Genomic DNA, 24872 nt, shown 5'->3' with positions numbered 1-24872 from the left:
GGCGCCGAGCCCAGCCTCGGCGCCATCCCTTCTCAGTCCTGTTCTTCCAATCCTTCAGATCGTTGCCGCCGCCGAGCTCCCTTTTTCCGGCGTGGCAACATCATGCAGTGAAATCCGCGAGGTCTCGGGTAATGCCAGGCCGCCAGCCAGAGCCAGCAGTGCCACTGCCATCAGGTAAAACGCAGGCGACAGATTGCTGCCCGTGGAGCTGATCAGCCATGTGGCTACCAGCGGAGCCGTGCCACCGAAGAGGGTGTAGGCCATGTTGTAGGTGATTGCCGACGCGGTGTAGCGAGTGCGTGTCGGGAAGGTTTCCGAGAGCAACGCGGCGGTGACCACGCCACACAACACAGCACCTATGGCCAGGAGCATCACGCCGATGATGGACGCTGTGAACCCTCCGGAGCTGGCCATCATGAACGAAGGGTACACCGCGACGATCAGCAGCACGCATGCCGTCACCACTGTAGCCCGACGCCCGACCCGGTCCGAATAGAGCCCGGCCAGCGGGCATATTGCAGCGGCGAAGATCAGCGCTATCAGCGACACCAGCAAGGCGGTTGCTCGACTCAACCCTCCTGCCACCTGCAGGTAGGTCGCGAAGTAGGTGGTGAACATGTAAAAAGACAGCGCCGTCAGTGACACAAAGGCCCCCAGACAGCAGATGGCCGAGCCATGGTTGCGCAAGGTTTCCTTGAGAGGGGAGTGGGCAATCTCATGTTCCTCGGTCACTGCCTGGAACGCCGGTGTTTCGTCCAGCCTCCAGCGCATGTAAAGCCCCACCAGGCCCAGGGGGGCGGCAATCAGGAACGGCAGGCGCCAGCCCCAGCTGCCCATGGCCTCGGCCGATAATGAAGCCTCAAGTGCGTAGGCCACCACGGCCGCGGCGGCAAAAGCGGAAAATGTCGACACGGGAAGAAAGCTGCCGTACCAGGCCCTTTTATCGTTGGGCGCGTGCTCCATCAGGTAGGCACAGGCTCCCGCATATTCGCCCCCTGCAGAAAACCCTTGGGCGCAACGGATCAGGGTCAGAAGAATCGGCGCTGCAACCCCGATAGCGGCATAAGTAGGCAGCACTCCGATCAAGGTCGTAGCACCGGCCATCAGCAGAATGGTCATGGCGAGTGTGCGCTTGCGCCCGATTCTGTCACCCAGCATGCCGAAGAAAATCCCTCCCAGTGGCCTGAATGCGAAGGCCACGGCAAACACCGCAAACGTCTTGAGCAGCGCGGCACTGGTATCGCCACTGGGGAAAAACTGCTGGGCGATGGTGGTGGCCAGAAAGCCATACACGGCGAAGTCGAACCATTCGACGAAATTACCGATGGTGGCGGCGGCGATTACTTTTCTCAGCGTTTTCGGGCTGACCTGCTCTGTGGATACGCTCGTCATGCTGAACCTCGACCTGTCATCAGTAAGTCGTGATTATCGAGGCAGCGGTTGATGTGATTCGCTCCAAAAGTGTCATCGGCATAGTCAGCACCGACTGATCCGCGGATTAACGCCGTGTGCTACAGGCTACCGGGCAAACTTTTTGGCACCTGCCACGCACAGAATCACCGCCGCGGTGACGCCAAACATGCCCATGCTGACGCTCTCGTGCAGCAACGTGGCCGCCAGTGCCAACCCGAAAAAAGGCTGCAGGAGCTGTAGTTGCCCAACCGCTGCGATCCCGCCCTGGGCCAGCCCGCGGTACCAGAATATGAAGCCGATCAGCATGCTGAATACCGAGATGTAAGCCAGGCCAAACCAGGCCGGAGGGCTGATGCCGGCGAATGAAGACGGGGCGCACAGCCATGCCAGTGGAGCCATGATGGGCAGCGATAGCACCAACGCCCATGAAATTACCTGCCAGCCGCCCAGCGTGCGGGACAGTTTTGCGCCTTCGGCATAACCCAGGCCACAGATCAGGACGGCCAGGAGCATCAGGATGTCGCCTTCGGGAGCCGCTGTCAGGCCCTGGGACAGGGCATAAGCCACCACGAACGCACTGCCCAGGATGGAAAAAACCCAGAACGCAGGCCTTGGACTCTCCCCGCCGCGGACGACGGCGAAGGCTGCCGTGGAGAGAGGCAGCAGGCCGAGAAAAACAATGGTGTGGGCCGACGTCACATGCTGCAAAGCCAGTGCGGTCAACAAGGGAAAGCCGACGACAACGCCGGTTGCCACGAGTAACAGCGGGACCAGATGGCTTCGTTGCGGCCGCCGTGCCTTGAGCAACCCCAGCATGGCCAACGCAATCACACCGGCAATGCTGGCGCGGGCCAGGGTCAGAAACACCGGATCAAACGCCTGCACCGCCACCTTGGTCGCGGGCAGTGAAGCACTGAAAATGACCACGCCAATAAACCCGTTGATCCAGCCGCTCAGGTTTTTTTCAGCACTGGGGTTTTGCAGCTTGGAGGTACGTTCCATCGAGTCTCACGCTCACGGCTAATCGCGGGATTGCATGCAGCACATCCTAGGGCTGATGATTAATGACAATCAAAATATTGTCATGGATACAAGTTCGATGTCTCGATCCCGGTACAAGTCGCTGGTCGACGCGTTTGCAGTTGATATTCGCTCAGGGCGTTTGCCTCCAGGCACGCGGCTGCCTACGCACCGCCAGTTGGCGGCCAGTGAAGGCCTGGCGCTGGTTACGGCCAGCCGGGTGTATGCCGAGCTTGAGGCCATGGGGCTGGTCAGTGGCGAAACCGGGCGTGGCACGTTCGTCAGGGAAACCTCGCTGCCACCCGGCCACGGCATTGACCAGCCCGATGTGACTGCCGGGATGCTGGACCTCAACTACAACTACCCCTCATTGCCGGGCCAGGCCGATATGCTGCGCACCGCGCTGCGTCAGCTTGCGTTATCCGGTGATCTTGAGTCGTTGCTGCGCTACCAGCCCCATGGCGGGCGTCTGCATGAGCGGGCGTCGGTGGCGCGGCATCTGGCCATGAGCGGCCTGAACGTACCTGCCGAACAGGTGCTGATCGTCAATGGCGCGCAACACGGATTGACCGTCGTCCTGATGGCCTTGCTACAACCTGGGGATGTCATCGCAGTCGACGGGTTGACTTATCCGGGCTTCAAGGCACTGGCCCTTGCCCTGCATCTTGAAATACTGCCGATACCGACAACAGAAAACGGGCCCGATCTGGATGCCCTTGCAAAGCTCTGCTGCAGCCGCTCGGTGCGTGCGATCTACAGCATGCCCACCTTGCATAACCCGTTGGGCTGGGTGATGGGCCTTGAGCAGCGCGAGCAGTTGGTAGCGATCGCCCGCAAGCATGACCTGCATATCATTGAAGACGCTGCCTACGCTTTTTTAGTCGAAAACCCACCTACGCCCCTGGCCGAGCTGGCACCTGAAAGGACGGTCTACGTTTCCGGGTTTTCCAAAAGTGTGGCGGCGGGCCTGCGGGTTGGATTTATCGTTGCGCCCGCAAAAAAAGTCGGTGTGCTGGAGCGAATCATCAGGGTGACCGCCTGGAATGCCCCCGGCGTGATGACCGCAATCACCAGCGCCTGGCTTGACGATGGCACCGTAAGCCGCCTGGAGGCGCAAAAGCGCAAGGACGCACAATCAAGGCAGCTTATCGCTGATGAACTACTGGCCGGGCTGCATACAATTCGTCATCCATCTTCCTACTTTGTCTGGCTACCCCTGTCGGAGGACGCCAGGGCGGATCAGGTGGTTGCGGCGTTGCTGCGTGAGCAGGTATCGGTCTCGACCGCCCAGCCGTTTGCCACCTCAGCTCATGTGCCCCATGCGATCCGGCTGGCGCTGGGCTCGGTGGACATGAATTCACTGCGAGAGGGCCTGGCCAAAGTGAAATGGGTGGTTCAAGCCCATGCTTAGGGCGGGCAGGGCCTCAACCGGGAAGTTCACGCCATGGGCGGCAAGCGGCGTTTGACCGGGCTTTTCTTGATAATTGACGTATTGGTTTCGGCATAGGCATTCAGGCCATCGAGCAGACTGTCCAACTGCTCGATTGAACGCACATGCAAACGAGCGATAAAACAGTCATCCCCCGTGACCTTGTCGCATTCAGTGAACTGAGGGGTGTTCTGGATCTGGCGCTCCACCTCCTGCAACTGGCCGGGTAGCGGTCGAATGCGGATGATGGCCTGGAGCTGATAGCCGAAGGCCTTGGGATCAACGTTCACGGTATAACCGGTGATGACTTTGCGCTCCTCCAGCTTGTGTATTCGCTGCGCAACACTGGGTGACGACAGGCCGCTGATGCTGGCAAGGGTTTTAAGGGAGCAGCGGGAGTCTTCCATCAAGGCGCTGATCAATAGCTGATCTATCTCGTCATTCATTTTTTGCTCCTTAGGCAAAACCAGCAGAATGCCTCAACACTAAAGGCAAACAGGTTGATTTGCCTTTTCTGGATTATGGAGCTGCGTGCGTCGAGATTGCCATACTGGTTTCCTACTTTGAAGGAGGCAAACATGGACAAAACAACGCAGCGCGGTTCGCTGGAAATGGTCGCTGCCATGCTGATTTCCGGCACCATCGGCTGGCTGGTCCTGCTCTCCGGGCAAGCGGTACTGGACGTCGTGTTCTGGCGCTGTGTATTCGGTGCGGCAACGTTGCTGGTGATTTGTGCGCTGATGGGTTTCCTGCGTCCCGGCATATTGAATCGTCATAGTTTTCTACTGATTGTGTTGAGCGGGGTAGCCATCGTCGCCAATTGGGTGCTGTTGTTTGCCTCCTACTCACGGGCCTCCATCGCCATTGGCACTGCTGTCTACAACGTCCAGCCGTTCATTTTGCTTGGCCTGGCGGCGTTGTTTCTCGGCGAAAAAATCACCCTGCAAAAACTGGCCTGGCTTGGGGTGTCTTTCGCAGGAATGCTGGCCATCGTCAGCGCCCATCACGGGCAAGGGGAGAGCGGAACGCAATACTTGCTGGGGATTGCCCTGGCGTTGAGTGCGGCGCTGATGTATGCCGTGGCCGTATTGATCATCAAGCGTCTGCGAGGCGTGCCCCCGCACCTGATCGCCTTGATCCAGGTCAGCACCGGAGTCCTGCTGCTGGCACCGATGGCCAACTTTACGGAACTGCCCACGGGCACACAGGCCTGGAGCACATTGCTGACGCTGGGCGTCGTCCACACCGGGCTTATGTACGTACTTCTCTACGGCGCAATCCAGAAACTGCCCACGGCATTGATCGGAGCCCTGAGCTTTATCTATCCCATCGCCGCGATATTTGTGGACTGGTTTGCCTTTGGCCATCGCCTGGAACTTCTGCAATGGATCGGGGTTGGCGCGATTCTGGTCGCTGCTGCCGGGATTCAATTGGGGTGGCGAGTGGGAGGGCGCAGGGTGGTGAATGGATGATTAGCGGCGGTCTACGCGTGCTTGGCCACTACCCTTGTGGCCAAGTACTCGTCAAATCTGGCTTAAATCCCCGACCGACTCATCGGGCTGATCATCCGCACTCCCAAGCTGAGCGCTTGCGTCACCAGTGCTCTGAGGTCAGCGGTGTTTTCGTCCTTGATGCACTGCGCCAGTTTCTCGCCAAGGGTCGGGGCGCAGTCGGTGCCTTCAGGGTAGGCGCGCAAGATCAATAGCCCGCTGTTGGTCAGTACGACTTCGTAAAACGCCACGCCGGACATGCCGTCAAAGTGGATGTAGCCGATATCGGCCAGCCATTTGACGGTGGCCAGGAACAGGTTTTCTTCCTTTTCCAGGGCTTCGCGGTCGCGGTCGCCCATGGTTTTGTAATCGATAAAGCTCTCTGCAGTGAGGGTGATCGGCAAGGGGAAGTTGCGGTAAAGATGGCCCAGGATCAAACCAGTATAGCAGTCGAACAGTTCAATGTTGTTGGACGGCAGGGCGTTGATCGAGTGGACGTTTTTATCTTTGAGGTGACCGGCTAATCCTTTGAACATGCGAACCTCTGTCAGTTGAGTCTGTTTACCGTGACTGAATAATCTTCCCCATTGGTATAGCACAGTCACACGGCTGGAACCTGACCTGGGGCAATTGTTACAAAGTGATGCCGGCAGGCCGGAAAAACCCTAAAAAATCAGATGGATAACTGGCTATTTAGAGTCAGACTGCTATTACTGTTGGGCGCGATGACGTGCGTATAGCCGCTTTTCAGGCTGTCTGGGCGAGCCTATTTCTGATCGGGAGGATTGATGTCAAAGACTGCATGGATGCGTAACACCTTGGTGGCGGCTGCTTTGCTGAGTGTAATGGCAGCGCCGGCTTATTCGTCGCAGGCCCGCACCTTGCAGCTGGCCATTGGCGATGAGCCGACCGAGGGTTTTGACCCTATGTTGGGATGGAGCCACGGCAGTTACTTGCTGTTGCACAGCCCGTTGCTCAAGCAGAACGAAGACTTGTCCTGGAGCAGTTTTCTGCTAAGCGATTATCAGGCCAGTGACGATGGCAAGACCTGGACCCTGAAGCTCAAGCCCGACCTCAAGTTCTCTGACGGCTCGCCCCTGACAGCCAAGGATGTGGCCTACACCTACAACAATGCGGCGGCCAGTGGCGGCAAGGTCGACATGGGTAACTTTCTCAAGGCCGAGGCGGTTGACCCACTCACCGTGCGTATCGAGCTGAAGGCGCCGCAAAGCACCTTCGTCAATGTGCTCGGCTCGCTGGGTATTGTTTCGGCGGATAAATACGATGCCAAAACCTATGCGCAAAAGCCGATTGGCGCAGGGCCCTATCGACTGGTCAGTTATCAGCCGGGCCAGCAGCTGATTGTTGAGGCCAACCCGTTCTACGCGGGGCAAAAGAACGATTTCAATAAACTGGTGTTTGTTTTCCTTGATGAAGACAGCGCTTTTGCTGCCGCCCAAAGCAAGCAGTTGGGCATTGTGCGCATTGCCCCTTCGCTGGCAGTGACTCCGGCACCCGGCATGAAACTGTGGGTGCGCCCCAGCGTTGAAAACCGTGGCATTGTGATGCCGACCATCGCCTCGGGTAAAAAAGATGCCCACGGTTATCCCATTGGCAATGATGTGACGGCAGATGTCGCCATCCGCAAAGCCATCAACTATGCAATCGATCGTCAACTGCTCGCCGATCAGATTCTCGAAGGGCATGCTGTGCCGGCGTATTCCGGCGTCCAGGGCTTGCCGTGGGCTAACCCGGATGCGGCCTTCAAGGACGGCGATATCGCCAATGCCAAGCAGATTCTGGATCAGGCCGGTTGGGTAGAAACCGCCAGCGGTGTCCGTGAGAAAAATGGCCAGCCGGCCAAAATCACCCTGTGGTACGCCAGTGGCGATGCCACCCGTCGTGACCTGGCCCAGGCCGTGCGTTCGATGCTCAAACCCGTGGGTATCGATGTGGACCTGAAGTCTGGCAGCTGGGAGACCGTCGAGCGCAATATGCACGCCAACCCGACGCTCTTTGGCTGGGGCAGTCTTGACCCGATGGAGCTTTACCACCACTACAGCAGCCAGGCGGCGGGCGTCGAGTACTACAACCCCGGCTATTACAAGAATCCGGCAGTCGATCAGCATCTCCAGCAAGCACTGGATGCGCCGACCTGGCAGCAGGCGGTGCCGTTCTGGCAGCAAGTGGAGTGGGATGGCAAGACCGGCGTTGGCGTCAAAGGCGACGCGGCCTGGGCCTGGCTACTGAACGTACAACACACTTATCTGGCCGATGAGTGTGTGGATTTGGGCAAAGGCGCGCCGGAAATCCACGGGTCCTGGTCGCTGCTCAACAGCATCGATGGCTGGAAATGGACCTGCAAGTGATACGCGGGCTCTCGCTCTTCGTTGTGCGTTTGATGGGCTTGCTGCTGGTGACAGCAGCGGGCACCTTTGCGTTGCTCAGCTTTTCTCCGGTGGACCCGATACGCGCCTATATAGGCAACGACTTGCTGCACGTGCCTCCCGAGCAATACCCGTTGATAGCCGCGCGCTGGGGGCTCGACCTGCCGTTGTGGGAGCGCTTCTTGCGCTGGTTCGGCCAAATGCTGCAAGGGGATTTTGGCTACTCGATGCTCTATAACGCGCCGGTCTCGCAGGTGATCGGCGAGCGCTTTGCCACCTCATTCGCCCTGCTGTTCTCGGCCTGGGTATTTTCCGGCATCGTCGGCATGGTCCTGGGCCTGACGGCGGGGCGCTACTTGAACCGTTGGCCTGACCGGCTGATTTCGACCCTGTCCTATGTGCTCGCCTCCCTGCCGACCTTCTGGATTGGCCTGTTGCTCCTGTCGTTGTTTGCCGTAACCCTCAACTGGGCGCCGATCTGCTGCGCCTGGACCCCTGGCAGTAATGCCGAAACCGCCACCTGGGGCGACAAGCTCAGGCACTTGATTCTGCCCATGCTGGCGCTTGGCATGCTGGGCGTAGGCAATATCGCCCTGCATACCCGCTCTCGGGTGGCGGAGGTGATGAACAGCGAGTTCATACGGTATGCCCGTGCCCAAGGCGATAAGGGCTGGCCGTTGATCAACTTCCATATCGTGCGCCATGCCCTGACCCCTGCCGTGTGTCTGCAATTTGCATCCGTGGGGGAGTTGATCGGGGGCGCGTTGCTGGCTGAAAAAGTATTCGCTTATCCAGGCCTGGGGCAGGCCACGATTGATGCAGGGTTGCGCGGTGATATTCCGTTGTTGATGGGGATTGTGATGTTTTGCGCGGTGCTGGTCTTTACCGGCAACAGCATTGCCAACGCGCTGTTATTGCGCCTCAACCGTGGGGCGGCGCACCAGTCATGACGTACGATCCGAATCGCGCCTTGCTCAGGCTCTGCCTCTCGCTACTGATATTGCTGGTGTTGATCGCCTATGGCATTTCGATCATCAATGTCGATGTCTCCATGGACCTGCTGGCGCGGCGTCTGCCACCGTCGGCCGAGTACTGGTTTGGTACCGACAGCCTGGGGCGCGATCTCTGGCTACGGTGCTTTCAGGGGATGACCACCAGCCTGCAGATCGGCCTGACCGCGGCCTTCAGCAGTGGTTTTCTGGCCATGCTGGCCGCCAGTTTGTGTGCGCTGAACAAAACCCTGGATTACCTGATTCGCGGCCTTATCGACAGCATGCTGGCGTTGCCGCATTTACTGTTGCTCGTGCTGATTTGTTTCACCCTGGGCGGTGGCAAGCAGGGGGTGATCCTGGCGGTGGCCCTGACCCACTGGCCGCGGCTGGCATTGATCCTGCGTGGCGAGATCCTGCGTATCCGTGAGACGGATTTCGTGATGCTCTCGCACCGCCTGGGCAACAGCAACTTCTACCGCTGGCGCCATCACTTGCTGCCCTTGCTGTTGCCACAGTGGATCATCGGGACCTTGTTGATGTTCCCCCACGCGGTTTTGCATTCAGCGGCGTTGAGCTTTCTGGGCTTTGGCCTGGCACCCCATGACCCGTCCCTGGGCCTGTTGCTGGCCGATGCGCTGAGGTATTTGAGCAGTGGCGCCTGGTGGCTGGCGTTTTTTCCGGGTCTGATCCTGGTGAATCTGGTGTTGGTGTTTGACCAATTTGCACGGGCATTGCAGCAGCTCTGGATAAGGATTACCTGATGCTCAAATTCGACCAGTTTTCGATCGATGTTGCTCATTACCACTGGCTGGGACACAAAACCTGGCATCCATTGCTAAGCAATATCTCCCTTGAGGTTCATCCCGGCGAGCTGGTGGCGCTGGTGGGTTCCAGCGGTGAGGGTAAAAGCCTGCTGTTGCAAAGCACCCTGGGCTTGCTGCCCGAAAACATGCGCTGTCGCGGTGACATAGTGCTCGACGGGCAGGTACTGGGTGATGCCGGCAAGGTCGATCAGCGCGGTAAAACGGTGTGTTATGTGCCCCAGGGCGTCAGCGCCTTGAATCCGCTGATCAAGGTCGGGCCGCAATTGATGCGTGCCGCACGCTTGAGCGGAGCCAGGCTGGGAATGGGGGATGTGGCTGAGCAACTCAGGCACTACAACTTGCAGCCGGAGTTGGTGGATGAGTTTCCACGTACTCTGTCGGGCGGGATGGCCAAGCGCGTGCTGGCCAGTTGCGCGGCCCTGACCCATACGCGTTATATCCTCGCTGACGAGATCACCTCATGGCTGGATGACGAGCATGCCTGCCAGTTGCTGACTCAGCTCAAGGGTTTTTGCCTGCAGGGGCGCGGCATATTGTGGGTTACCCATGATCTGGCGCTGGCGGCACGTTTTGCTGACAGGATCGCCGTATTGCACCAGGGCGAACTGCACGAAACCCTGAGTGCGACAGAGCTACGGGAGAACGGTGGCAGTCCTTGGTTGCAGTCGCTGTGGGCGGCGTTGCCCGAGCAGCAGTTCCTGGCGCGCAGGGTGCCTGAATATGCTTGAAGTCCAGCAATTGAGTATCGTGCAGGACGGTCGCCGGCTTTGGGATTCGGTGTCGTTTCACGTCCGGCCGGGAGAGCGTCAGGGCATCTCGGCGCCCAGCGGCTATGGGAAAACCACCTTGGGCCGGGTGCTGGCGCAATGGCAGTCGGCAACCTCGGGCCGGGTCACTGTGGATGGCAAGCCCCTGTTGCAAAAGGGTTATTGCCCGGTCCAGTTAGTGCCGCAACATCCCGAGCAGACCTTCAATCCTTATCGCACCACGGGCGAAAGCCTACGCGATGCCTGGTCGCCGGACGCTGCCTGGCTGGCGCGCCTGGCCGTAAATCCCGGCTGGCTGACGCGGCGTCCGGATGAGTTGTCGGGAGGCGAACTGGCGCGTATCGCCTTGCTCAGGGCCCTTGATCCGCGCACCCGCTACCTGATTGCTGACGAAGTCACTGCCCAGCTGGACCCGCACATTCAGGCCCAGGTCTGGCACGTCTTGCTGGAAGAGGCCAGGCATCGTGAGTTGGGGCTGATTGTGTTCAGCCACAACAAGGCGCTACTGGAGAAGGTATGTTCGAGTATCTGGGTGGCGCAGTGAATGTTGCGTAAATCCTGTAGCCGCACCGCAACCCCCCTGTGGGAGCGGGCTTGCTCGCGATGCAGGCGCTGCGGTGTTTCAGGTGACGTGTGGAACCTATGAAATCAGCGCCCTTCAAGGCCATGTAGTTCGCAATATTCTGCCCAGTCCATGCCCGCCATTTGCGCCACTTCGCGGTGAACCTCAAGGCGCTGGGCCTCGAATTCTTCGGCATTTGCACTGGTCAATTGCAGGGTCAGTTCCCAGGCAAAAAAGCCCAGGCGCTCGGCCTCGGCCTCAAAGGCTTCGTTCAAGCGTTCCTGGCGATACTCCTTCATAGACTGGCCGACAGCGCGGGCAGCCAACGGGTTTAACGTTTCAAGTTCTGCGGCCAGCTCCGGGTGTTCGGCGAGAAAGCGATCAAGGGCTTTTTGATGATTTGTTCCGGGTTCGGTCACACAAGACTCCTGATTGAATATGGTCATGTTGCTGAGTTCAAGATCAGTTTTTGGTGAGCTGTCCATTGCCAGCAGGCACAGTGGCAGAGGGGGGGCGATACAGGGTGTGGCGACCGTTCAGGATGTAGAGCACATCAATACCGAGCAGGGTGATCAACGCCAGATAATCGGCTCGGGGCAGGCTCAGGTCCCGCTCATACAGGCTTTGCGTGTTGCGACCGATGCCTCCGGCCAGCGCCAGTTGCTGCTGTGTCAGATTAAGGCGCAGGCGCTCTTCTCTGAGGCGTTTTCCGTAGGTACTCATGTGCGTAACCTGAATAGGAACATGGTCGTCATGCAAAGATTAATTCAAGCTGTGTAAGAGGGAAAGGTCAGCCGTCAACAGCCCCTGCAGGTTGGCTGATTTCAGACAAAAAAAAGGCAGGACGGCGCAAGGCGGTCCTGCCTTTTTCAGAGTGCTGACTACGCCGGGTTTTTCTCGACTGGCGGCAGGAACCAGTTCAACAGCAGCGCGCAGATGCCGCCTGTGGCCACGCCGGATTCCAGCACGTTGCGCAGGGCAGCGGGCATGTGGGCGAGGAACTCGGGCACCTGGGACACGCCCAGACCCAAGGCCAGGGAGACGGCAATGATCAGCAGGGCGCGACGGTCCAGGTGGATGCTGGCCAGAATGTTGATCCCCGAGGCCGCTACGGCACCGAACATCACCATGGCGGCACCGCCCAATACCGGCTCGGGCACGGCCTGAATGGCGCCTGCCACGCTTGGGAACAACCCCAGCAGGATCAGCATGCCGGCGATCCATACGCCGATATGGCGGCTGGCGATACCGGTGAGCTGAATCACCCCATTGTTCTGGGCGAAAATCGAGCTGGGGAAGGTGTTGAAAATGCCCGCCAGAAACGAGTTGGCACCGTTGACCAGTACGCCGCCCTTGATCCGTTGCATCCAGATCGGGCCTTCGACCGGCTGGCGCGACACTTTGCTGGTGGCGGTCACGTCACCAATGGCTTCCAGGGAGGTCACGAGGTAAATCACCAGCATCGGAATAAACAGCGACCAGGAGAAACCCAGGCCGAAATGCAACGGCATTGGCACCTGGAACAGTTCTGCCTCGTGCATGCCGGTGAAATCCAGGCGGCCCAGATAACCCGCCAGTGCATAGCCCACGGCCAGCGCGATGACGATGGCGCAACTGCGCATCCATACCAGCGGGATGCGGTTGAGGATAACGATGATTGCCAGCACCACGCCTGACAGCATCAGGTTTTCGCCGTTGGCGAACGTACCGTTGGCCATCGCGGTAAAGCCGCCGCCCATGCTGATCAGGCCGACTTTAATCAGGGTCAGGCCAATCATCAGCACCACGATGCCGGTGACCAGCGGGGTGATCATGCGTTTTACAAAGGGCAGAACGCGGGAGATACCCATTTCGACAAACGAGCCGGCAATCACCACGCCAAAGATCGCCGCCATAACACCTTCAACTGGGGTGCCTTGCTTGACCATGAGTGCGCCGCCCGCAATCAGCGGGCCGACAAAGTTGAAGCTGGTGCCTTGCACGATCAGCAGCCCGGCGCCGAAAGGGCCGAAGCGTTTGCACTGAACGAACGTTGCGATGCCGGAGATGACCAGCGACATGGAGACAATCAGGTTGGTATCGCGGCTGGACACACCCAGCGCCTGGCAGATCAGCAGACCGGGGGTGACGATAGGCACGATGATCGCCAGCAGATGTTGCAGAGCGGCCAGAAAGCCGATCCATGGCTTGGGCCGGTCTTCAAGACCGAAGACCAGCTCGCTGGTCTGGGACTCGGCTTCAGGCGGGGTGTTGAGAGAGGTCATGGCGAGCGCCCTGGAAAAAAGAGCGCGATTCTACTGGTCTTGGGCCATTACGCCCAGTGCTGGATTCAGGAGATGAACCATGCCCGTTGTGGGCGAGGTGAATGTTTTGCATGCCTGTGGGAGCCGGGCTTGTCCGCGATGGCATCGACGCGGCTTTCCTGACAGACCGCGTTGCCCGCATCGCGAGCAAGCCCGCTCCCACAGTGAGGGTGATTTACAAGTGCAACGCATGCCCCAATGCGCGCAGGGCGGCTTCTTGCACGGCTTCACCCAGTGTCGGGTGGGCGTGAATGGTGCCGGCAATGTCTTCCAGGCAGGCGCCCATTTCCATTGACTGGCCAAAGGCAGTCGACAACTCCGAAACCCCCGCACCCACAGCTTGCCAGCCGACGATCAGGTGGTTGTCACGGCGCGCCACGACCCGCACAAACCCGGTCTTGGATTCCAGGGTCATGGCCCGGCCATTGGCTGAGAACGGAAAGGTGGCGCTGATAAAGTCCAGTCCCGCCGCCTCGGCCTCTGCCGGGGTTTTACCCACCACGACGATTTCCGGATCGGTAAAGCACACGGCAGCGATGGCCGTGGGGCTGAACTCGCGCTGTTTACCGGCAATGATCTCGGCAACCATTTCGCCTTGGGCCATTGCCCGATGAGCCAGCATCGGTTCGCCGGTCAGGTCGCCAATCGCCCACACGTTGCGCATGCTGGTGTGGCAACGGTTGTCGACGCGAATGGCCGGGCCGTTCATGGCCAGTGCCAGGGTTTCAAGGTTGAAGCCCTGAGTGCGCGGACGACGACCGACAGCCACCAGCACCTGATCGGTTTCCAGGGTCTGGCTCTCGCCCATGGCGTTGCGCATGGAAAGGGTTTTGGTGCTGGCCTGGAAACCTTCGACACTGTGGGACAGGTACAGGGTAATGCCCAGAGCCTTGAGGGATTCGGCCACCGGCAGCGTGAGATCCTTGTCGTACGTCGGCAAGATTCGGTCACGAGCCTCGACCACGGTGACTTCGGCGCCGAGCTTGCGGTAGGCGATACCCAGTTCCAGACCGATATATCCGGCCCCGACCACGGTCAGGCGCTTGGGAATGGCGGTGGGCTGCAAGGCTTCGGTGGACGAAATAATCACCCCGCCAATGGGCAGGATCGGCAGGTCGACGGTCTGCGAGCCGGTAGCCAGCAGCAGGTGTTCGCATTCGATGCGCTGTCCGTCGACTTCAACGGCCTTGCCGTCGAGGATCCTTGCCCAGCCGTGTATCACCTTGACGCCATGCTTTTTAAGCAGTGCGCCCACGCCGGTGGTGAGGCGATCAACGATGCCGTTTTTCCATTGCACGCTCTGGCCGATGTCCAGGGTCGGTGCCTGGGTCTTGATCCCCAGCGGCGAGTTGTTGGTGCTGTAGCGCTGGGTGGTATGGAACTGCTCGGCAACGTGAATCAACGCCTTGGACGGAATGCAGCCGACGTTAAGGCAGGTGCCGCCCAGGGACTGGCCTTCGATCAGGACCGTCGGGATCCCCAGCTGACCGGCACGGATCGCCGCGACATAGCCGCCAGGGCCGCCACCGATAATCAGCAGCGTGGTGTGTTGTGTTGGCTGCATGTTCACTCCAGAAACAGGGTGGCAGGTTGTTCGAGCAAGCCACGCATGGCCTGGATAAATTGCGCCGCGTCCATGCCATCGACCACGCGATGGTCGAAGGAGCTGGAGAGGTTCATCATTTTGCGCACCACGATCTGGCCTTTGACCACGACAGGGCGCTCGACGATGCGGTTAACGCCAATAATCGCCACCTCGGGCAGGTTGACCACCGGGGTGCTGACAATGCCGCCCAGCGCGCCAAGGCTGGTCAGGGTGATGGTGGAGCCGGAGAGTTCTTCACGGGTGGCTTTGCCGGTGCGCACGGCGTTGGCCAGGCGTGCGATTTCATCGGCGGCGCCCCACAGGTTCAAGGTTTCGGCGTGGCGAACCACGGGCACCATCAGGCCTGCATCGCTTTGCGCTGCTACGCCGATGTGCGCCGCGCCAAAGCGGGTGATGATCTGGGCTTCGTCGTCGTAACGCACGTTGATCTGCGGGAAGTCACGCAAGGCGACAACCATTGCCCGTACCAAAAATGGCAGCAAGGTCAGTTTGCCGCGGCTGTCACCCCATTTTTGATTGAGCTGGGCGCGCAGTTCTTCGAGCGCGGTGACGTCCACTTCCTCGACATAGCTGAAGTGTGCAGCGCGGCGCTTGGCGTCCTGCATGCGCTGGGCGATCTTGCGGCGCAGGCCGATGACCGGAATCTGCTGCTCGTCATTGCGTTTGGCGTAACCACTGGCCGGTGCGGCGGCGGGGCTGGAGTCCTGCGCCAGATAGGCATCCAGGTCGTCATGCAGCACACGGCCAGCAGGGCCGCTGCCCACGACAAAGCGCAACTCGATCCCGGCATCCCAGGCGCGCTTGCGCACGGCCGGGGAGGCCAGCGGGCGTTCATTGGCTTCACGGGCAACAGGCGCGACCCGCAGCACTGCTGCGGTTTTAATCGCGGGCGCCGAAACCACGGCAACTTCGACCCGGGCTTGTGGCGCGGTTTTAGGGGCGGCGGCAGGTGTTGGTGCAGGTGCAGGTGCAGCAGCAGGCTGGGCGCTTTCACGCAGGTTGCCCGCGCCTTCGACTTCGATGCGGATCAATTCACTGCCCACGGCCATGACTTCGCCGGGCTGGCCACCCAGGGCCAGCACTCTGCCGGCCACGGGGGAGGGAATGTCCACGGTGGCCTTGTCGGTCATGACATCGGCCACTACCTGGTCTTCGCTGACCATGTCGCCGACTTTGACAAACCATTCCACCAGTTCAACTTGAGCAATGCCTTCTCCAATGTCCGGCATCTTGATAACGTGCGTACCCATTCAGACCTCCATAACCCGTTGTAAAGCAGCACCCACTCGCGCCGGGCCGGGGAAGTAGGCCCACTCCTGAGCATGGGGATACGGCGTATCCCAGCCGGTGACGCGTTCGATTGGTGCTTCCAGGTAGTGGAAGCAGTGCTCCTGGACCAGTGCGATCAGCTCGGCGCCAAAACCGCAGGTGCGGGTGGCTTCGTGCACGACAACGCAACGGCGGGTCTTCTTGACGGAGGTGACAATGGCGTCCAGGTCCAGGGGCCACAGGCTGCGCAGGTCGATGACTTCAGCGTCGATGCCGGTTTCTTCAGCAGCCACTTGCGCCACATAGACGGTGGTGCCGTAGGTCAGGATGGTGACTTCGGTGCCGGGGCGCACGATGGCCGCGCAGTCCAGCGGTACGGTGTAATAGCCGTCGGGTACGGCGCTGGCCGGGTGTTTCGACCACGGGGTGACAGGACGGTCGTGATGGCCGTCGAACGGGCCGTTGTACAGGCGTTTTGGCTCCAGAAAGATGACCGGGTCATCGTTCTCGATGGCGGCAATCAGCAGCCCTTTGGCGTCGTAGGGGTTGGATGGCATCACGGTGCGCAGGCCGCAGACCTGGGTGAACATGGCCTCCGGGCTCTGGCTGTGGGTCTGGCCGCCGTAGATCCCGCCGCCGCAGGGCATGCGAATGGTCATCGGGGCGATAAATTCACCGGCCGAGCGATAACGCAGACGCGCCGCTTCGGAAACGATCTGGTCGGAAGCCGGGTAGAAGTAGTCGGCAAACTGGATTTCGGCCACAGGGCGCAGGCCGTAAGCCCCCATGCCCACGGCAGCGCCCACGATCCCGCTTTCGGAGATGGGGGCGTCGAACACCCGCGAGCTGCCGTACTTGGCCTGCAGGCCTTCGGTGCAGCGGAATACGCCGCCGAAGTAGCCCACGTCCTGGCCGAAGACCACCACGTTATCGTCGCGCTCAAGCATGACATCCATGGCCGAGCGCAGGGCCTGGATCATCGTCATGGTGCTGGTACTCACGGCGTTCTCCATCTGAATTTTATTGTTGTCGTTCATCTGGTTATAACCCCAATTCCTGACGTTGCCGACGCAAATGCTCGGGCATTTCCTTGTACACGTCCTCAAACATTGTCGCGGCGCTGGGTATTTGACCGCCGGCCAGGGTGCCGAAACGCTCGGCTTCCTTTTGCGCGCCAATGATTTCGGCTTCGAGTTCAGCGCTGACCGCAGCGTGCTCTTCTTCCGACCAGTTGCCGGTGGCAATCAGGTGCTGCTTGAGACGAATAATCGGATCGCCCAGCGGGAAGTGGCTCCAGTCATCGGCAGGACGGTACTTGGATGGATCGTCAGAAGTGGAGTGCGGGCCTGCGCGATAGGTGACCCACTCGATCAGGGTCGGCCCCAGATTGCGTCGGGCCCGCTCCGCAGCCCAGGCCGAGGCGGCGTACACCGCGATAAAGTCGTTGCCATCAACCCGCAGCGAAGCAATGCCGCAGCCTACACCGCGCCCGGCGAAGGTGGTGGACTCGCCGCCGGCAATGGCCTGGAAGGTCGAAATGGCCCACTGGTTATTCACCACGTTGAGGATCACCGGGGCGCGGTAGACGTGGGCGAAGGTGAGGGCGGTGTGGAAGTCGGATTCGGCAGTGGCGCCGTCGCCAATCCAGGCCGAGGCGATTTTGGTGTCGCCCTTGATCGCCGAGGCCATGCCCCAGCCAACGGCTTGCACGAATTGGGTCGCGAGGTTGCCCGAAATGCTGAAAAAACCGTAGTCGCGTACCGAATACATGATCGGCAATTGCCGACCCTTGAGCGGATCGCGTTCGTTGGACAGCAATTGGCAGATCAGGTCGACCAGAGGTACGTCCCGGGCCATCAAAATGCTTTGCTGGCGATAGGTCGGGAAGCACATATCGTCGATATTCAAGGCCAGGGCCTGGGCGCTGCCGATGGCCTCTTCGCCAAGGCTCTGCATATAGAACGACATTTTCTTCTGGCGCTGGGCGACCACCATGCGGGTGTCGAAAATGCGGGTCTTGAGCATGGCGCGCATACCCGCACGCAACACGTCGGTTGAAACGCCTTCGGCCCACGGGCCGAGGGCTTGGCCCTGATCATCGAGCACGCGAATCAGGCCCTTGGCCAAATCAGCCGTGTCGGCAGGTTCCACGTCGATGGGGGGTTTGCGTACCAGACCTGCATCGGTCAGGCGCAGGTAACTGAAGTCGGTCTTGCAGCCTGGGCGGCCAGACGGTTCGGGAACGTGCAGGCGCAGCGGTGCATATTCATTCATGGCTTTCTCTACGCTCGATCTTGTCGTGTTTATTAGGCGCGGGAGCTAGGTGAAACGTCGAAGACCTGTCTGATATAAGACCAAGATCTTGTCCTACAACAATCATATTCCTGACGCTGAAGAATATTTCTCTGTAGTTCGTTGTGCTTTGAAGCATTTAAGGATAAGAATTCTTTATAAACATAAAAAACAGGTGTTTTTATCTCATGCGTAAGCTGGATCGAACGGATATCGGGATTCTCAACAGCCTTCAGCAGAATGCGCGCATCACCAATGCGGACCTTGCGCGCTCGGTCAATCTGTCGCCGACGCCGTGCTTCAACCGGGTCAAGGCGATGGAAGAGCGCGGCCTGATTCGTGAGCAGGTGACCTTGCTCGACGCCGATATGCTGGGGTTGCACGTCAATGTGTTTATCCATGTCAGCCTGGAGAAACAGGTCGAAGAGGCCCTGCAGCATTTTGAAGCGGCGATTTCCGATCGCCATGAAGTCATGGAGTGCTATTTGATGGCAGGCGACCCGGACTATCTGATCCGGGTGCTGGTGCCCAGTATTCAGGCACTGGAGCGCTTCATGATGGACTTTTTGACCAAGGTTCCGGGGGTGGCCAATATCCGCTCAAGCTTCGCCCTCAAACAGGTGCGCTACAAAACCGCCTTGCCGCTGCCACAGGGTGGGCTAACGCTGGAGGAGTGATTCAAACCCGCAGCCGCCAGCGATCATTGAAGCGCAGGTCAACCACCGACAGCGGTTCTACGTCAATCAGGTTGAAGGAGGACGTGTCCGCTGCGAGTGCATGCAAAATGGCGGCACGGATCACAAAGGGATGAGTCACGACGGCAAAGTGGCCCTCTTCGCGAAACTCATCGAGCCAGGCGCTGACGCGCAGGCAAAGGTCTTGTACGGACTCGCCGCCGTGGGGCACTGAAAACGGGTTGTTGATCCAGTTTGTGAGGACTTGCGGCATGCTTTGTTGCAGGTCCGACAGGCGCAGCCCCTGCCAGTCGCCGACATCGTAGTCGCCCAGGGCGGGTACGATTTCTATTTCGCCGCCCAGTGCCTGGGCGGTTTGCAAGGCCCGGGTTTCAGGCGCACAGAGTATGCGTACCGGTTTTTTTAGCCTGGCACTCAGTTCGGCTGCCAGCAGCAAGCCTTTTGGTTCTGCCGGTTCATCCAGTGCGAAGCGGCCCAGACGCTGGGCTTCAGTGCGGGCATGACAGATAAAACTCAGGCGTGTGGGCATGCTGGGATCCTTGCGGGGGAGGCGTCGGGTCTGGTTCCGGGTTGTTGCGTGCGCTCGCCCTTCAATCAGTTTAGGCGAGTATTATGACCGCGTATTTCACTCTCAAGGTACTGTGCAATGGCTGCTGCTCTCATGAAAAAAGTCCTCAATACCGCTGCATTGCTGACACTGATGGCCGGTGCCAGCGCGGCGTTTGCCCATGCCCATCTGGAACAGTCGACACCCGCTGCCGGTAGCACCGTCAACCGTGCCAGCGAACTGCGTTTGGTTTTTACCGAGGGTGTGGAGCAGGCGTTCACCAAGGTCGTTGTGACCCGTGACCAGGCGCCGGTTGCAGTGAGCAGCATCAAGACCGAGCCTGCCAACAAGAAAGTTCTGATCGTGACCCCGGCCCAGCCGCTGCCAGCGGGTACCTATCAGGTGAAGTGGAATGCAGTGTCAGTCGACACTCACAAAAGCACCGGCGATTACAGCTTTACGGTGAGCAACTGAGTTGATTGTCAGTGAAATGGTCATCTGCCGTTTTGTGCATTTTTGCGCTGTGCTGCTGATGTTCGGGGCCTGTGCTTTCAGGCCCTTGCTGTTGGGTGCCTGGCCATCAGTCGAGATTGATCAACAGCTGCGCAAGGTCAATCGCGTCCTGGCATGGGTCGGGCTTGGCAGTGGCGTGGCCTGGCTACTGTTGACCACCCATTCGATGGCCGGTAGCTGGCCCGAAACCCTGGAGCCCGCCACGTTGTGGCTGGTGCTGGGCAGCACGTTTTTCGGGCAGGTCTGGGCCTTTCATCTGGTGTTCTGCGTTCTGTTGCTGATCACCTTGTATGCCCCCGTCCGTTTTTACCTCACAGGGTTGCTGAGCCTGTTGCTGCTGGCCACGTTGGCGCCGGTTGGTCACGGCGCGATGCTGGATGGCTGGCGCGGTCAATTGTTGATGTTCAATCAACTGATCCACCTGCTGTGTGTCGCCACCTGGCTTGGTGGCCTGATGGGGTTGCTGCTGATCCTTGGACGCCCGGCCGGGCAAGCCGTGACCACGGTTTTGCAGCGCTTCAGCAACCTGGGGTTTGTGCTGGTTGCCGGGATCATTCTGACCGGGCTGATCAATACGCGGGTGTTGACCGGAGCGCTCTGGCCCACGCCATTGTTTGAAGGGTTTGCACTGATCCTGTTGATCAAAGTGGCTCTGGTGGGGGTGATGCTGCTGCTGGCGCTGTTCAATCTGGTCATGAGCCGCCTGGGGCACATCGCAATGTTGCGCAGCAGTGTTGCCCTTGAGTGGCTGTTTGGACTGGCGGCAGTGGCAGCGGTTTCGTTGCTTGGCACTTTGCCGCCGTTGGTGGTGGGTTAAGTGCTGTGGACTCCTGTAGGTACTCTGTTGCCATTCAGCCTTCCCACAGTTGAAGCTTCCTTCAGACCTTGCCGCTGACGAGCCGGGCGCGGCTACGTTCGACTTGGAGCGCCACTGCGACGAAGCAGACGTAAAGTCGGCTTTCACGGTTTATCAGGCACACCGCGTGTTGCGGTTTTGCGACCGCTTCATCGCAGTGGCGCACCATCCCGATCGTAGCCTCGTTCTACTCGTCAACTCCTACAAGAAACGCGGGGCAGACGATGAAACCGGTAGTCGCTGACGAGGCACGAGGCTGCGATAAGGGCCGAAGGACCTTCGAGTTTGCGGGCTGCTACGTACCCTATAGCAGCCTTCGTGCCTCGTCAGCGGCTACAAGCCTAGACCAGTAAAAAAATGGCCAGCAAACCGCCAAACACCAGCCATTTCTCCAGGTAGTAACGTGCGCGGTTGCGCTTTTTCAGCTCCTTGCCGCGCAGGCGGATCTTGTACAGCCGGGTAAACGCGCGGTTCAGGCCACCGGTTTTATCACTGGCACCGTTGGGTGAGCTGGCAGAGGCCATGACCGTGCGGCTGAACCACTGATTGAAGGCGCTGGCCCAGGGATATTTCATCGGGCGCTCTATATCGCAGAACAGGATGATGCGGTTCTTGTCGGTGGTGTTTTCGGCGTAATGAATAAAGGTTTCGTCAAACATCACGGCTTCACCGTCACGCCAGAAGTAGCTCTGGCCGTCGACATTGATATGGCAGCCCGGATCATTCGGCGTGTCCAGGCCCAAATGAAACCGCAGCGAGCCTGCATAAGGGTCGCGGTGGCGTACCAGTTTCGAACCGGGTGGCAACTCGGCAAACATGGCGGCCTTGACGGTTCCAATGCCGTTGAGCAACTCAATGGTTCGCGGGCACAGTTCGATCGCTGACGGGTGATTGTCGCCGTACCACTTCAGATAAAACCGCTTCCAGCCACTTTTGAAGAACGAATTGAACCCCACGTCGTTCGGTTGTTCGGAGCGTTTGATCTGGCCCGCTTGCATCAGGTTTCGCGCTTCCTCGCGGATTTCCTGCCAATGGGCTTGCAGGGGCTGCAATTCGGGGAAGTCTGAAGGTTTGAGGTACGGCTGGCTCGGTACTTTGGAGAACAGGTACAGAAAGCAGTTGATGGGTGCCAGAAAGGTGGAGTGATCGCTCAGCTGACGTCCCAGCTTGTGGCGAACAGAGCCCCGCAGGTGGACATAGGCGATGGACAAAACATAGACAGCAATAATGATGAGTTTCAAAAGTATCGTCACAAGTCAGGTGAAACGCAGCCCTGCATACACGCAAGTCGCCCGACATCCTGTAGGAGTTATCGGGCGCTGGTGTCGCTTGATGGGAGCCAAGGCGTAAGGTTAGTGCAGCACTTTGCGCATTTTCCAGCTTTTCATGATCTTTTTGAACATATCTGCTTACAGTCTTTGGTCGTGTTGCGGGTAAGGTTTTTCCATTTTTCTCAGGAAAGCATCCACCTCGTCAGCGGCCGGTGCTGTGGCGGGGCCGTGGCGGGTGACGGCCAGCGCCGCTGCGGCATTGGCCCGTGTCGCCGCTTGCGCCGAGCTGCAACCGGCCGCCAATGAGGCAATCATCACGCCGGCATGGGTGTCTCCGGCACCGTTGCTGTCGACGGCCTGTACCTTGAATCCGACCATGTGCTGCGGGCCGTGGCCCTCGTTGATCCAGCAGCCCTGCGGCCCATCGCGCACAACCGTGAGGCACTGGTTGGGCAGGCGTGCAGGCAGGAGGGTCAGGGCGTCCGCCAGGGAGGAACTGTGGGTGAAGGCCTGCGCTTCGCTCCGATTGCTGGTCCAGAGGTCGAGGCGGGGCAATAGGAGGTTGAGCAGGTGTGGATCGATATCGGCCAGTAAGGGACCGGGGTCGAACGACAGATGTACGCTGGGGGACAAGCCCTGTATCCAGCTCAATAGCGGCCTGGCCTTGTCTGGATGGAGCAGGCTGTAACCGCTGACGTACACGTAGTCGTCAGGCTGGACGGTGACGTGATCCAGGTCCTGGGCGGATAACCCGCCTTCGGCACCGATGCAGGAAATAAATGTGCGCTCAGCGCTGGCTTCAGTGAGGGCTACGCACAGTCCGGTGTCCTTGTGCGGGTCGATGGGCAAGGCCATCTGTATGCCTTCGGTCTTCATGGCCTGGCGGGCCAGTTCACCGAACTGGCCCTGGCCATGACGCCCCAGGTACACAGTCTGTAGTCCATTGCGCTGGGCCGCGGCCATCACGTTGAAACCGCCGCCTGCGTGAAAGCGGGCGCTGTGGGCCAATGTATCGCCACCGGAACGGGGCAGAGTGTCGAGGGCCATTGCCAGGTCGACGATGACCTGGCCGGTATGCAGCAATCTAGACATGGGCGTTATCCGATGCAGGTTGGCGACGGTCTTTGGCACCGCCCAGCAATGCGTACAAGCCACCTGCCACGACGAATGTCACGACCCAGCCCAAACCGTTATGACCCAACCAGGAGTCGGCCAGTGGTCCGACAAACCAGTCCGCGTCATTGCTGCCCACACGGGTAAAGCAAAAGCCCAGCACCAGGGCCAGCGCCCATGCTCCCAATGCTCTCCATTCAATGCCGCCGTTGTACCAGTAGGCGCTGGTGGGGCTGACGTCCAGCAGGTCCTTGGCGCTGTAGTACTGGCGGTGAACAAGGTCGATGACAAAGATGGCCACCCAGGCAGTAATCGGGATGGCGGTGAGTGAGATAAAGGTGATGAAGGGGCCGTAAAAGCTGCCAGCAAACAGCATGAAGTAGATCGAGCCACAAGAAATCGCCACGATATCGACGACGACCGCCTGAACCCGTTTGATCTTCACGCCCAGGGTCAAGGTGGTCAGGCCTGCGGAATACACTGACAGATGGTTGGACAGTAACAGGCCACCAAATGCGCTTAGCAGGTAGGGAATGGCCATCCAGGAGGGCAACATGTTGCGGATCGCGGCAATAGGGTCGGTGGCGGAGGCCAGGTCGTGGTTGCCGACAGACAGCAAGCCGCCAAGGGTAATCAGCAACACCAGTGGGATCCCGGCCCCCCAGGCCGCGCAGGCGACCAGTTGCGAGGCGCTGACGCTGCGCTTCTGGTAGCGCGACATGTCAGCCCCGGCGTTGGCCCAGCCAATGCCGGTGCCAGCCGCCATGATGCCGATCCCGATAATGACCGCGCTCATGGGGGCAGGGCGGGTGTTGAATACGCTTTGCCAGTCGATGGTGGCGCACAGAAAACCGCCAACCAGCAAGTTTAGCGCGCCGAACACGTAGGTTGCCCATTTCTGGATCAGCAGCAGCGTTGCATGCCCCAGTCCGGAAACGCTTAGGGTCAGCAGCGTGAAAATGCCGATAAACAGCAGGGTAAGCCCCGGTGCGTTTTTGGCTTGCGCAGGGGTGTCGAATACGATGGAGGACAGTGCAAGCAGCACGAATGCGGCGGTAGTGGTGTTCACTGTTTCCCACCCTATACGTGAAATCAGTGAAACCAGTGTGGGGCCAATATTGCCACGTACCCCGAAGATCGCTCGCGACAGCGTCAGGCTTGGTGCTCGGCCCCGTCGTCCGGCAATGGAGATCACGCCGACCACGGCAAACGAGCCGGCAGCACCGATCAGGGCGACGATGACGACCTGCCAAATGGCCAGTTGATGAAAGGCCACCAGGGTCGCACCCAGTGGCAAGCCGAGAATGCTGATATTGGCTGCAAACCAGACCCAGAACAGTTGCAGGGGGTTGCCGTGGCACTCATTTTCGGGAACGGGCTCTATGCCGCGTGTTTCCAGTTGCCCGGCACTGTGCCCGGGGTTAGGAGGTGTCATGGAGAGTGGCTCCTGATGCGGTTGTTCTCGTTATCAGCAGGGTGTGTCCAGGGCGGGACTGCAAGGCCAGTCGCTTTGCTGCCCTTGG

25 protein-coding genes are annotated in these 24872 nt (G+C 59.6%); 10 read left to right on the top strand and 15 right to left on the bottom strand.

All coding sequences use genetic code 11. From position 1 onward, the window contains the following. Nucleotides 1-54 precede the first annotated feature (54 nt). Together AC19YQ_RS09325 and AC19YQ_RS09320 are read right to left on the bottom strand one after the other, a co-directional pair. Entirely contained in the window at nt 55-1392 is a 1338-nt protein-coding gene (locus AC19YQ_RS09325) for an MFS transporter (RefSeq protein WP_500594982.1), read from the bottom strand. 126 nt (nt 1393-1518) lie between these two features. Next, nucleotides 1519-2415, bottom strand: coding sequence for a DMT family transporter (locus AC19YQ_RS09320; protein WP_219261061.1), 897 nt, complete (start codon nt 2413-2415; stop codon nt 1519-1521). Nucleotides 2416-2512: 97 nt separating this feature from the next. Here AC19YQ_RS09320 and AC19YQ_RS09315 point away from each other — a divergent pair, with 97 nt between their 5' ends. Further along, entirely contained in the window at nt 2513-3844 is a 1332-nt protein-coding gene (locus AC19YQ_RS09315; protein WP_500594981.1) for an aminotransferase-like domain-containing protein, read from the top strand. A gap of 26 nt (nt 3845-3870) precedes the next feature. Here the strand turns inward: AC19YQ_RS09315 and AC19YQ_RS09310 are convergent, their stop codons facing one another. Next, a complete protein-coding gene (locus tag AC19YQ_RS09310) occupies nt 3871-4308 on the bottom strand; it encodes an Lrp/AsnC family transcriptional regulator (RefSeq protein WP_133076111.1) in 438 nt (145 codons plus the stop codon). A 132-nt stretch (nt 4309-4440) separates the two neighbouring features. Between AC19YQ_RS09310 and AC19YQ_RS09305 the strand changes: the two genes are divergently transcribed. Further along, entirely contained in the window at nt 4441-5334 is an 894-nt protein-coding gene (locus tag AC19YQ_RS09305; RefSeq protein ID WP_339475180.1) for a DMT family transporter, read from the top strand. A 62-nt stretch (nt 5335-5396) separates the two neighbouring features. On the opposite strand, the gene AC19YQ_RS09300 is transcribed toward AC19YQ_RS09305, so the two are convergent. Beyond that, a complete protein-coding gene (locus AC19YQ_RS09300; RefSeq protein ID WP_500594980.1) occupies nt 5397-5888 on the bottom strand; it encodes a hypothetical protein in 492 nt (163 codons plus the stop codon). A gap of 252 nt (nt 5889-6140) precedes the next feature. Here AC19YQ_RS09300 and AC19YQ_RS09295 point away from each other — a divergent pair, with 252 nt between their 5' ends. The 5 genes from AC19YQ_RS09295 to AC19YQ_RS09275 are packed head-to-tail and all read left to right on the top strand — an operon-like array spanning nt 6141 to nt 10866. Then, complete coding sequence (locus tag AC19YQ_RS09295) at nt 6141-7721, top strand: ABC transporter substrate-binding protein (protein ID WP_500594979.1); 1581 nt, start codon at nt 6141-6143, stop codon at nt 7719-7721. Beyond that, nucleotides 7706-8689 carry an ABC transporter permease gene (locus AC19YQ_RS09290; protein ID WP_500594978.1) on the top strand — a complete coding sequence of 328 codons (984 nt, stop codon included), beginning with the start codon at nt 7706-7708 and terminating at the stop codon, nt 8687-8689. Before AC19YQ_RS09295 ends, AC19YQ_RS09290 begins: the two co-directional genes overlap by 16 nt. After that, a complete protein-coding gene (locus AC19YQ_RS09285; RefSeq protein WP_500594977.1) occupies nt 8686-9492 on the top strand; it encodes an ABC transporter permease in 807 nt (268 codons plus the stop codon). Before AC19YQ_RS09290 ends, AC19YQ_RS09285 begins: the two co-directional genes overlap by 4 nt. Further along, nucleotides 9492-10283: an ATP-binding cassette domain-containing protein gene (locus AC19YQ_RS09280; RefSeq protein ID WP_500594976.1), complete on the top strand. Its 792-nt coding sequence runs from the start codon at nt 9492-9494 to the stop codon at nt 10281-10283. Before AC19YQ_RS09285 ends, AC19YQ_RS09280 begins: the two co-directional genes overlap by 1 nt. Continuing rightward, nucleotides 10276-10866 (top strand): ATP-binding cassette domain-containing protein, encoded by a 591-nt coding sequence (locus AC19YQ_RS09275; RefSeq protein WP_500594975.1) that lies wholly within the window; start codon nt 10276-10278, stop codon nt 10864-10866. Before AC19YQ_RS09280 ends, AC19YQ_RS09275 begins: the two co-directional genes overlap by 8 nt. Before the next feature lie 104 nt (nt 10867-10970). Here AC19YQ_RS09275 and AC19YQ_RS09270 read toward each other — a convergent pair whose 3' ends face one another. The 7 genes from AC19YQ_RS09270 to AC19YQ_RS09240 form a co-directional block, all read right to left on the bottom strand. Continuing rightward, a complete protein-coding gene (locus AC19YQ_RS09270; RefSeq protein ID WP_133076121.1) occupies nt 10971-11303 on the bottom strand; it encodes a DUF6388 family protein in 333 nt (110 codons plus the stop codon). A gap of 43 nt (nt 11304-11346) precedes the next feature. Next, nucleotides 11347-11607 carry a helix-turn-helix domain-containing protein gene (locus AC19YQ_RS09265; RefSeq protein ID WP_339475193.1) on the bottom strand — a complete coding sequence of 87 codons (261 nt, stop codon included), beginning with the start codon at nt 11605-11607 and terminating at the stop codon, nt 11347-11349. Nucleotides 11608-11765: 158 nt separating this feature from the next. Beyond that, the gene (locus tag AC19YQ_RS09260) at nt 11766-13148 is read right to left on the bottom strand and encodes a nucleobase:cation symporter-2 family protein (protein ID WP_133076123.1); all 1383 of its coding nucleotides are present in this window, start codon (nt 13146-13148) and stop codon (nt 11766-11768) included. Between the two features lie 214 nt (nt 13149-13362). Beyond that, complete coding sequence (gene lpdA, locus AC19YQ_RS09255) at nt 13363-14751, bottom strand: dihydrolipoyl dehydrogenase (RefSeq protein WP_500594974.1); 1389 nt, start codon at nt 14749-14751, stop codon at nt 13363-13365. 2 nt (nt 14752-14753) lie between these two features. Then, nucleotides 14754-16043 carry a dihydrolipoamide acetyltransferase family protein gene (locus tag AC19YQ_RS09250; protein ID WP_500594973.1) on the bottom strand — a complete coding sequence of 430 codons (1290 nt, stop codon included), beginning with the start codon at nt 16041-16043 and terminating at the stop codon, nt 14754-14756. After that, nucleotides 16044-17099 (bottom strand): alpha-ketoacid dehydrogenase subunit beta, encoded by a 1056-nt coding sequence (locus tag AC19YQ_RS09245; RefSeq protein WP_019826497.1) that lies wholly within the window; start codon nt 17097-17099, stop codon nt 16044-16046. Between the two features lie 4 nt (nt 17100-17103). Then, nucleotides 17104-18336 (bottom strand): 3-methyl-2-oxobutanoate dehydrogenase (2-methylpropanoyl-transferring) subunit alpha, encoded by a 1233-nt coding sequence (locus AC19YQ_RS09240; RefSeq protein ID WP_133076128.1) that lies wholly within the window; start codon nt 18334-18336, stop codon nt 17104-17106. Between the two features lie 206 nt (nt 18337-18542). Here AC19YQ_RS09240 and bkdR point away from each other — a divergent pair, with 206 nt between their 5' ends. Then, nucleotides 18543-19031 (top strand): Bkd operon transcriptional regulator BkdR, encoded by a 489-nt coding sequence (bkdR, locus tag AC19YQ_RS09235; RefSeq protein WP_500594972.1) that lies wholly within the window; start codon nt 18543-18545, stop codon nt 19029-19031. Between the two features lies 1 nt (nt 19032). Here bkdR and AC19YQ_RS09230 read toward each other — a convergent pair whose 3' ends face one another. Next, nucleotides 19033-19578 carry a histidine phosphatase family protein gene (locus AC19YQ_RS09230; RefSeq protein ID WP_500594971.1) on the bottom strand — a complete coding sequence of 182 codons (546 nt, stop codon included), beginning with the start codon at nt 19576-19578 and terminating at the stop codon, nt 19033-19035. 117 nt (nt 19579-19695) lie between these two features. Here AC19YQ_RS09230 and copC point away from each other — a divergent pair, with 117 nt between their 5' ends. Then, the gene (gene copC / locus AC19YQ_RS09225; protein WP_219261068.1) at nt 19696-20070 is read left to right on the top strand and encodes a copper homeostasis periplasmic binding protein CopC; all 375 of its coding nucleotides are present in this window, start codon (nt 19696-19698) and stop codon (nt 20068-20070) included. 4 nt (nt 20071-20074) lie between these two features. After that, complete coding sequence (gene copD, locus AC19YQ_RS09220) at nt 20075-20926, top strand: copper homeostasis membrane protein CopD (RefSeq protein ID WP_500595054.1); 852 nt, start codon at nt 20075-20077, stop codon at nt 20924-20926. A 380-nt stretch (nt 20927-21306) separates the two neighbouring features. Here the strand turns inward: copD and lpxO are convergent, their stop codons facing one another. From lpxO to AC19YQ_RS09205, 3 genes are all read right to left on the bottom strand, one after another. Then, nucleotides 21307-22206: a lipid A hydroxylase LpxO gene (gene lpxO, locus AC19YQ_RS09215; protein WP_500594970.1), complete on the bottom strand. Its 900-nt coding sequence runs from the start codon at nt 22204-22206 to the stop codon at nt 21307-21309. 168 nt (nt 22207-22374) lie between these two features. Further along, nucleotides 22375-23328, bottom strand: a complete 954-nt coding sequence (locus AC19YQ_RS09210) for a PfkB family carbohydrate kinase (protein WP_500594969.1) — start codon at nt 23326-23328, stop codon at nt 22375-22377. After that, nucleotides 23321-24784 carry a purine-cytosine permease family protein gene (locus tag AC19YQ_RS09205; RefSeq protein ID WP_500594968.1) on the bottom strand — a complete coding sequence of 488 codons (1464 nt, stop codon included), beginning with the start codon at nt 24782-24784 and terminating at the stop codon, nt 23321-23323. The genes AC19YQ_RS09210 and AC19YQ_RS09205 overlap by 8 nt, the downstream gene beginning before the upstream one ends. Nucleotides 24785-24872: the final 88 nt, after the last annotated feature.

Source organism: Pseudomonas sp. MF06569 (assembly GCF_059862735.1).
This window is presented reverse-complemented; position numbering and strand designations above follow the sequence as displayed.

Coding starts and splice junctions, on each gene's coding strand:
- AC19YQ_RS09250 (WP_500594973.1), bottom strand. CDS start 16,043: ATGGGTACGCACGTTATCAAGATGCCGGACATTGGAGAAGGCATTGCT.
- copC (WP_219261068.1), top strand. CDS start 19,696: ATGGCTGCTGCTCTCATGAAAAAAGTCCTCAATACCGCTGCATTGCTG.
- AC19YQ_RS09285 (WP_500594977.1), top strand. CDS start 8,686: ATGACGTACGATCCGAATCGCGCCTTGCTCAGGCTCTGCCTCTCGCTA.
- AC19YQ_RS09205 (WP_500594968.1), bottom strand. CDS start 24,784: ATGACACCTCCTAACCCCGGGCACAGTGCCGGGCAACTGGAAACACGC.
- AC19YQ_RS09300 (WP_500594980.1), bottom strand. CDS start 5,888: ATGTTCAAAGGATTAGCCGGTCACCTCAAAGATAAAAACGTCCACTCG.
- AC19YQ_RS09305 (WP_339475180.1), top strand. CDS start 4,441: ATGGACAAAACAACGCAGCGCGGTTCGCTGGAAATGGTCGCTGCCATG.
- AC19YQ_RS09245 (WP_019826497.1), bottom strand. CDS start 17,099: ATGAACGACAACAATAAAATTCAGATGGAGAACGCCGTGAGTACCAGC.
- AC19YQ_RS09295 (WP_500594979.1), top strand. CDS start 6,141: ATGTCAAAGACTGCATGGATGCGTAACACCTTGGTGGCGGCTGCTTTG.
- AC19YQ_RS09240 (WP_133076128.1), bottom strand. CDS start 18,336: ATGAATGAATATGCACCGCTGCGCCTGCACGTTCCCGAACCGTCTGGC.
- AC19YQ_RS09290 (WP_500594978.1), top strand. CDS start 7,706: ATGGACCTGCAAGTGATACGCGGGCTCTCGCTCTTCGTTGTGCGTTTG.
- AC19YQ_RS09260 (WP_133076123.1), bottom strand. CDS start 13,148: ATGACCTCTCTCAACACCCCGCCTGAAGCCGAGTCCCAGACCAGCGAG.
- AC19YQ_RS09320 (WP_219261061.1), bottom strand. CDS start 2,415: ATGGAACGTACCTCCAAGCTGCAAAACCCCAGTGCTGAAAAAAACCTG.
- AC19YQ_RS09210 (WP_500594969.1), bottom strand. CDS start 23,328: ATGTCTAGATTGCTGCATACCGGCCAGGTCATCGTCGACCTGGCAATG.
- AC19YQ_RS09265 (WP_339475193.1), bottom strand. CDS start 11,607: ATGAGTACCTACGGAAAACGCCTCAGAGAAGAGCGCCTGCGCCTTAAT.
- AC19YQ_RS09230 (WP_500594971.1), bottom strand. CDS start 19,578: ATGCCCACACGCCTGAGTTTTATCTGTCATGCCCGCACTGAAGCCCAG.
- AC19YQ_RS09310 (WP_133076111.1), bottom strand. CDS start 4,308: ATGAATGACGAGATAGATCAGCTATTGATCAGCGCCTTGATGGAAGAC.
- bkdR (WP_500594972.1), top strand. CDS start 18,543: ATGCGTAAGCTGGATCGAACGGATATCGGGATTCTCAACAGCCTTCAG.
- AC19YQ_RS09275 (WP_500594975.1), top strand. CDS start 10,276: ATGCTTGAAGTCCAGCAATTGAGTATCGTGCAGGACGGTCGCCGGCTT.
- AC19YQ_RS09280 (WP_500594976.1), top strand. CDS start 9,492: ATGCTCAAATTCGACCAGTTTTCGATCGATGTTGCTCATTACCACTGG.
- AC19YQ_RS09315 (WP_500594981.1), top strand. CDS start 2,513: ATGTCTCGATCCCGGTACAAGTCGCTGGTCGACGCGTTTGCAGTTGAT.
- AC19YQ_RS09325 (WP_500594982.1), bottom strand. CDS start 1,392: ATGACGAGCGTATCCACAGAGCAGGTCAGCCCGAAAACGCTGAGAAAA.
- lpdA (WP_500594974.1), bottom strand. CDS start 14,751: ATGCAGCCAACACAACACACCACGCTGCTGATTATCGGTGGCGGCCCT.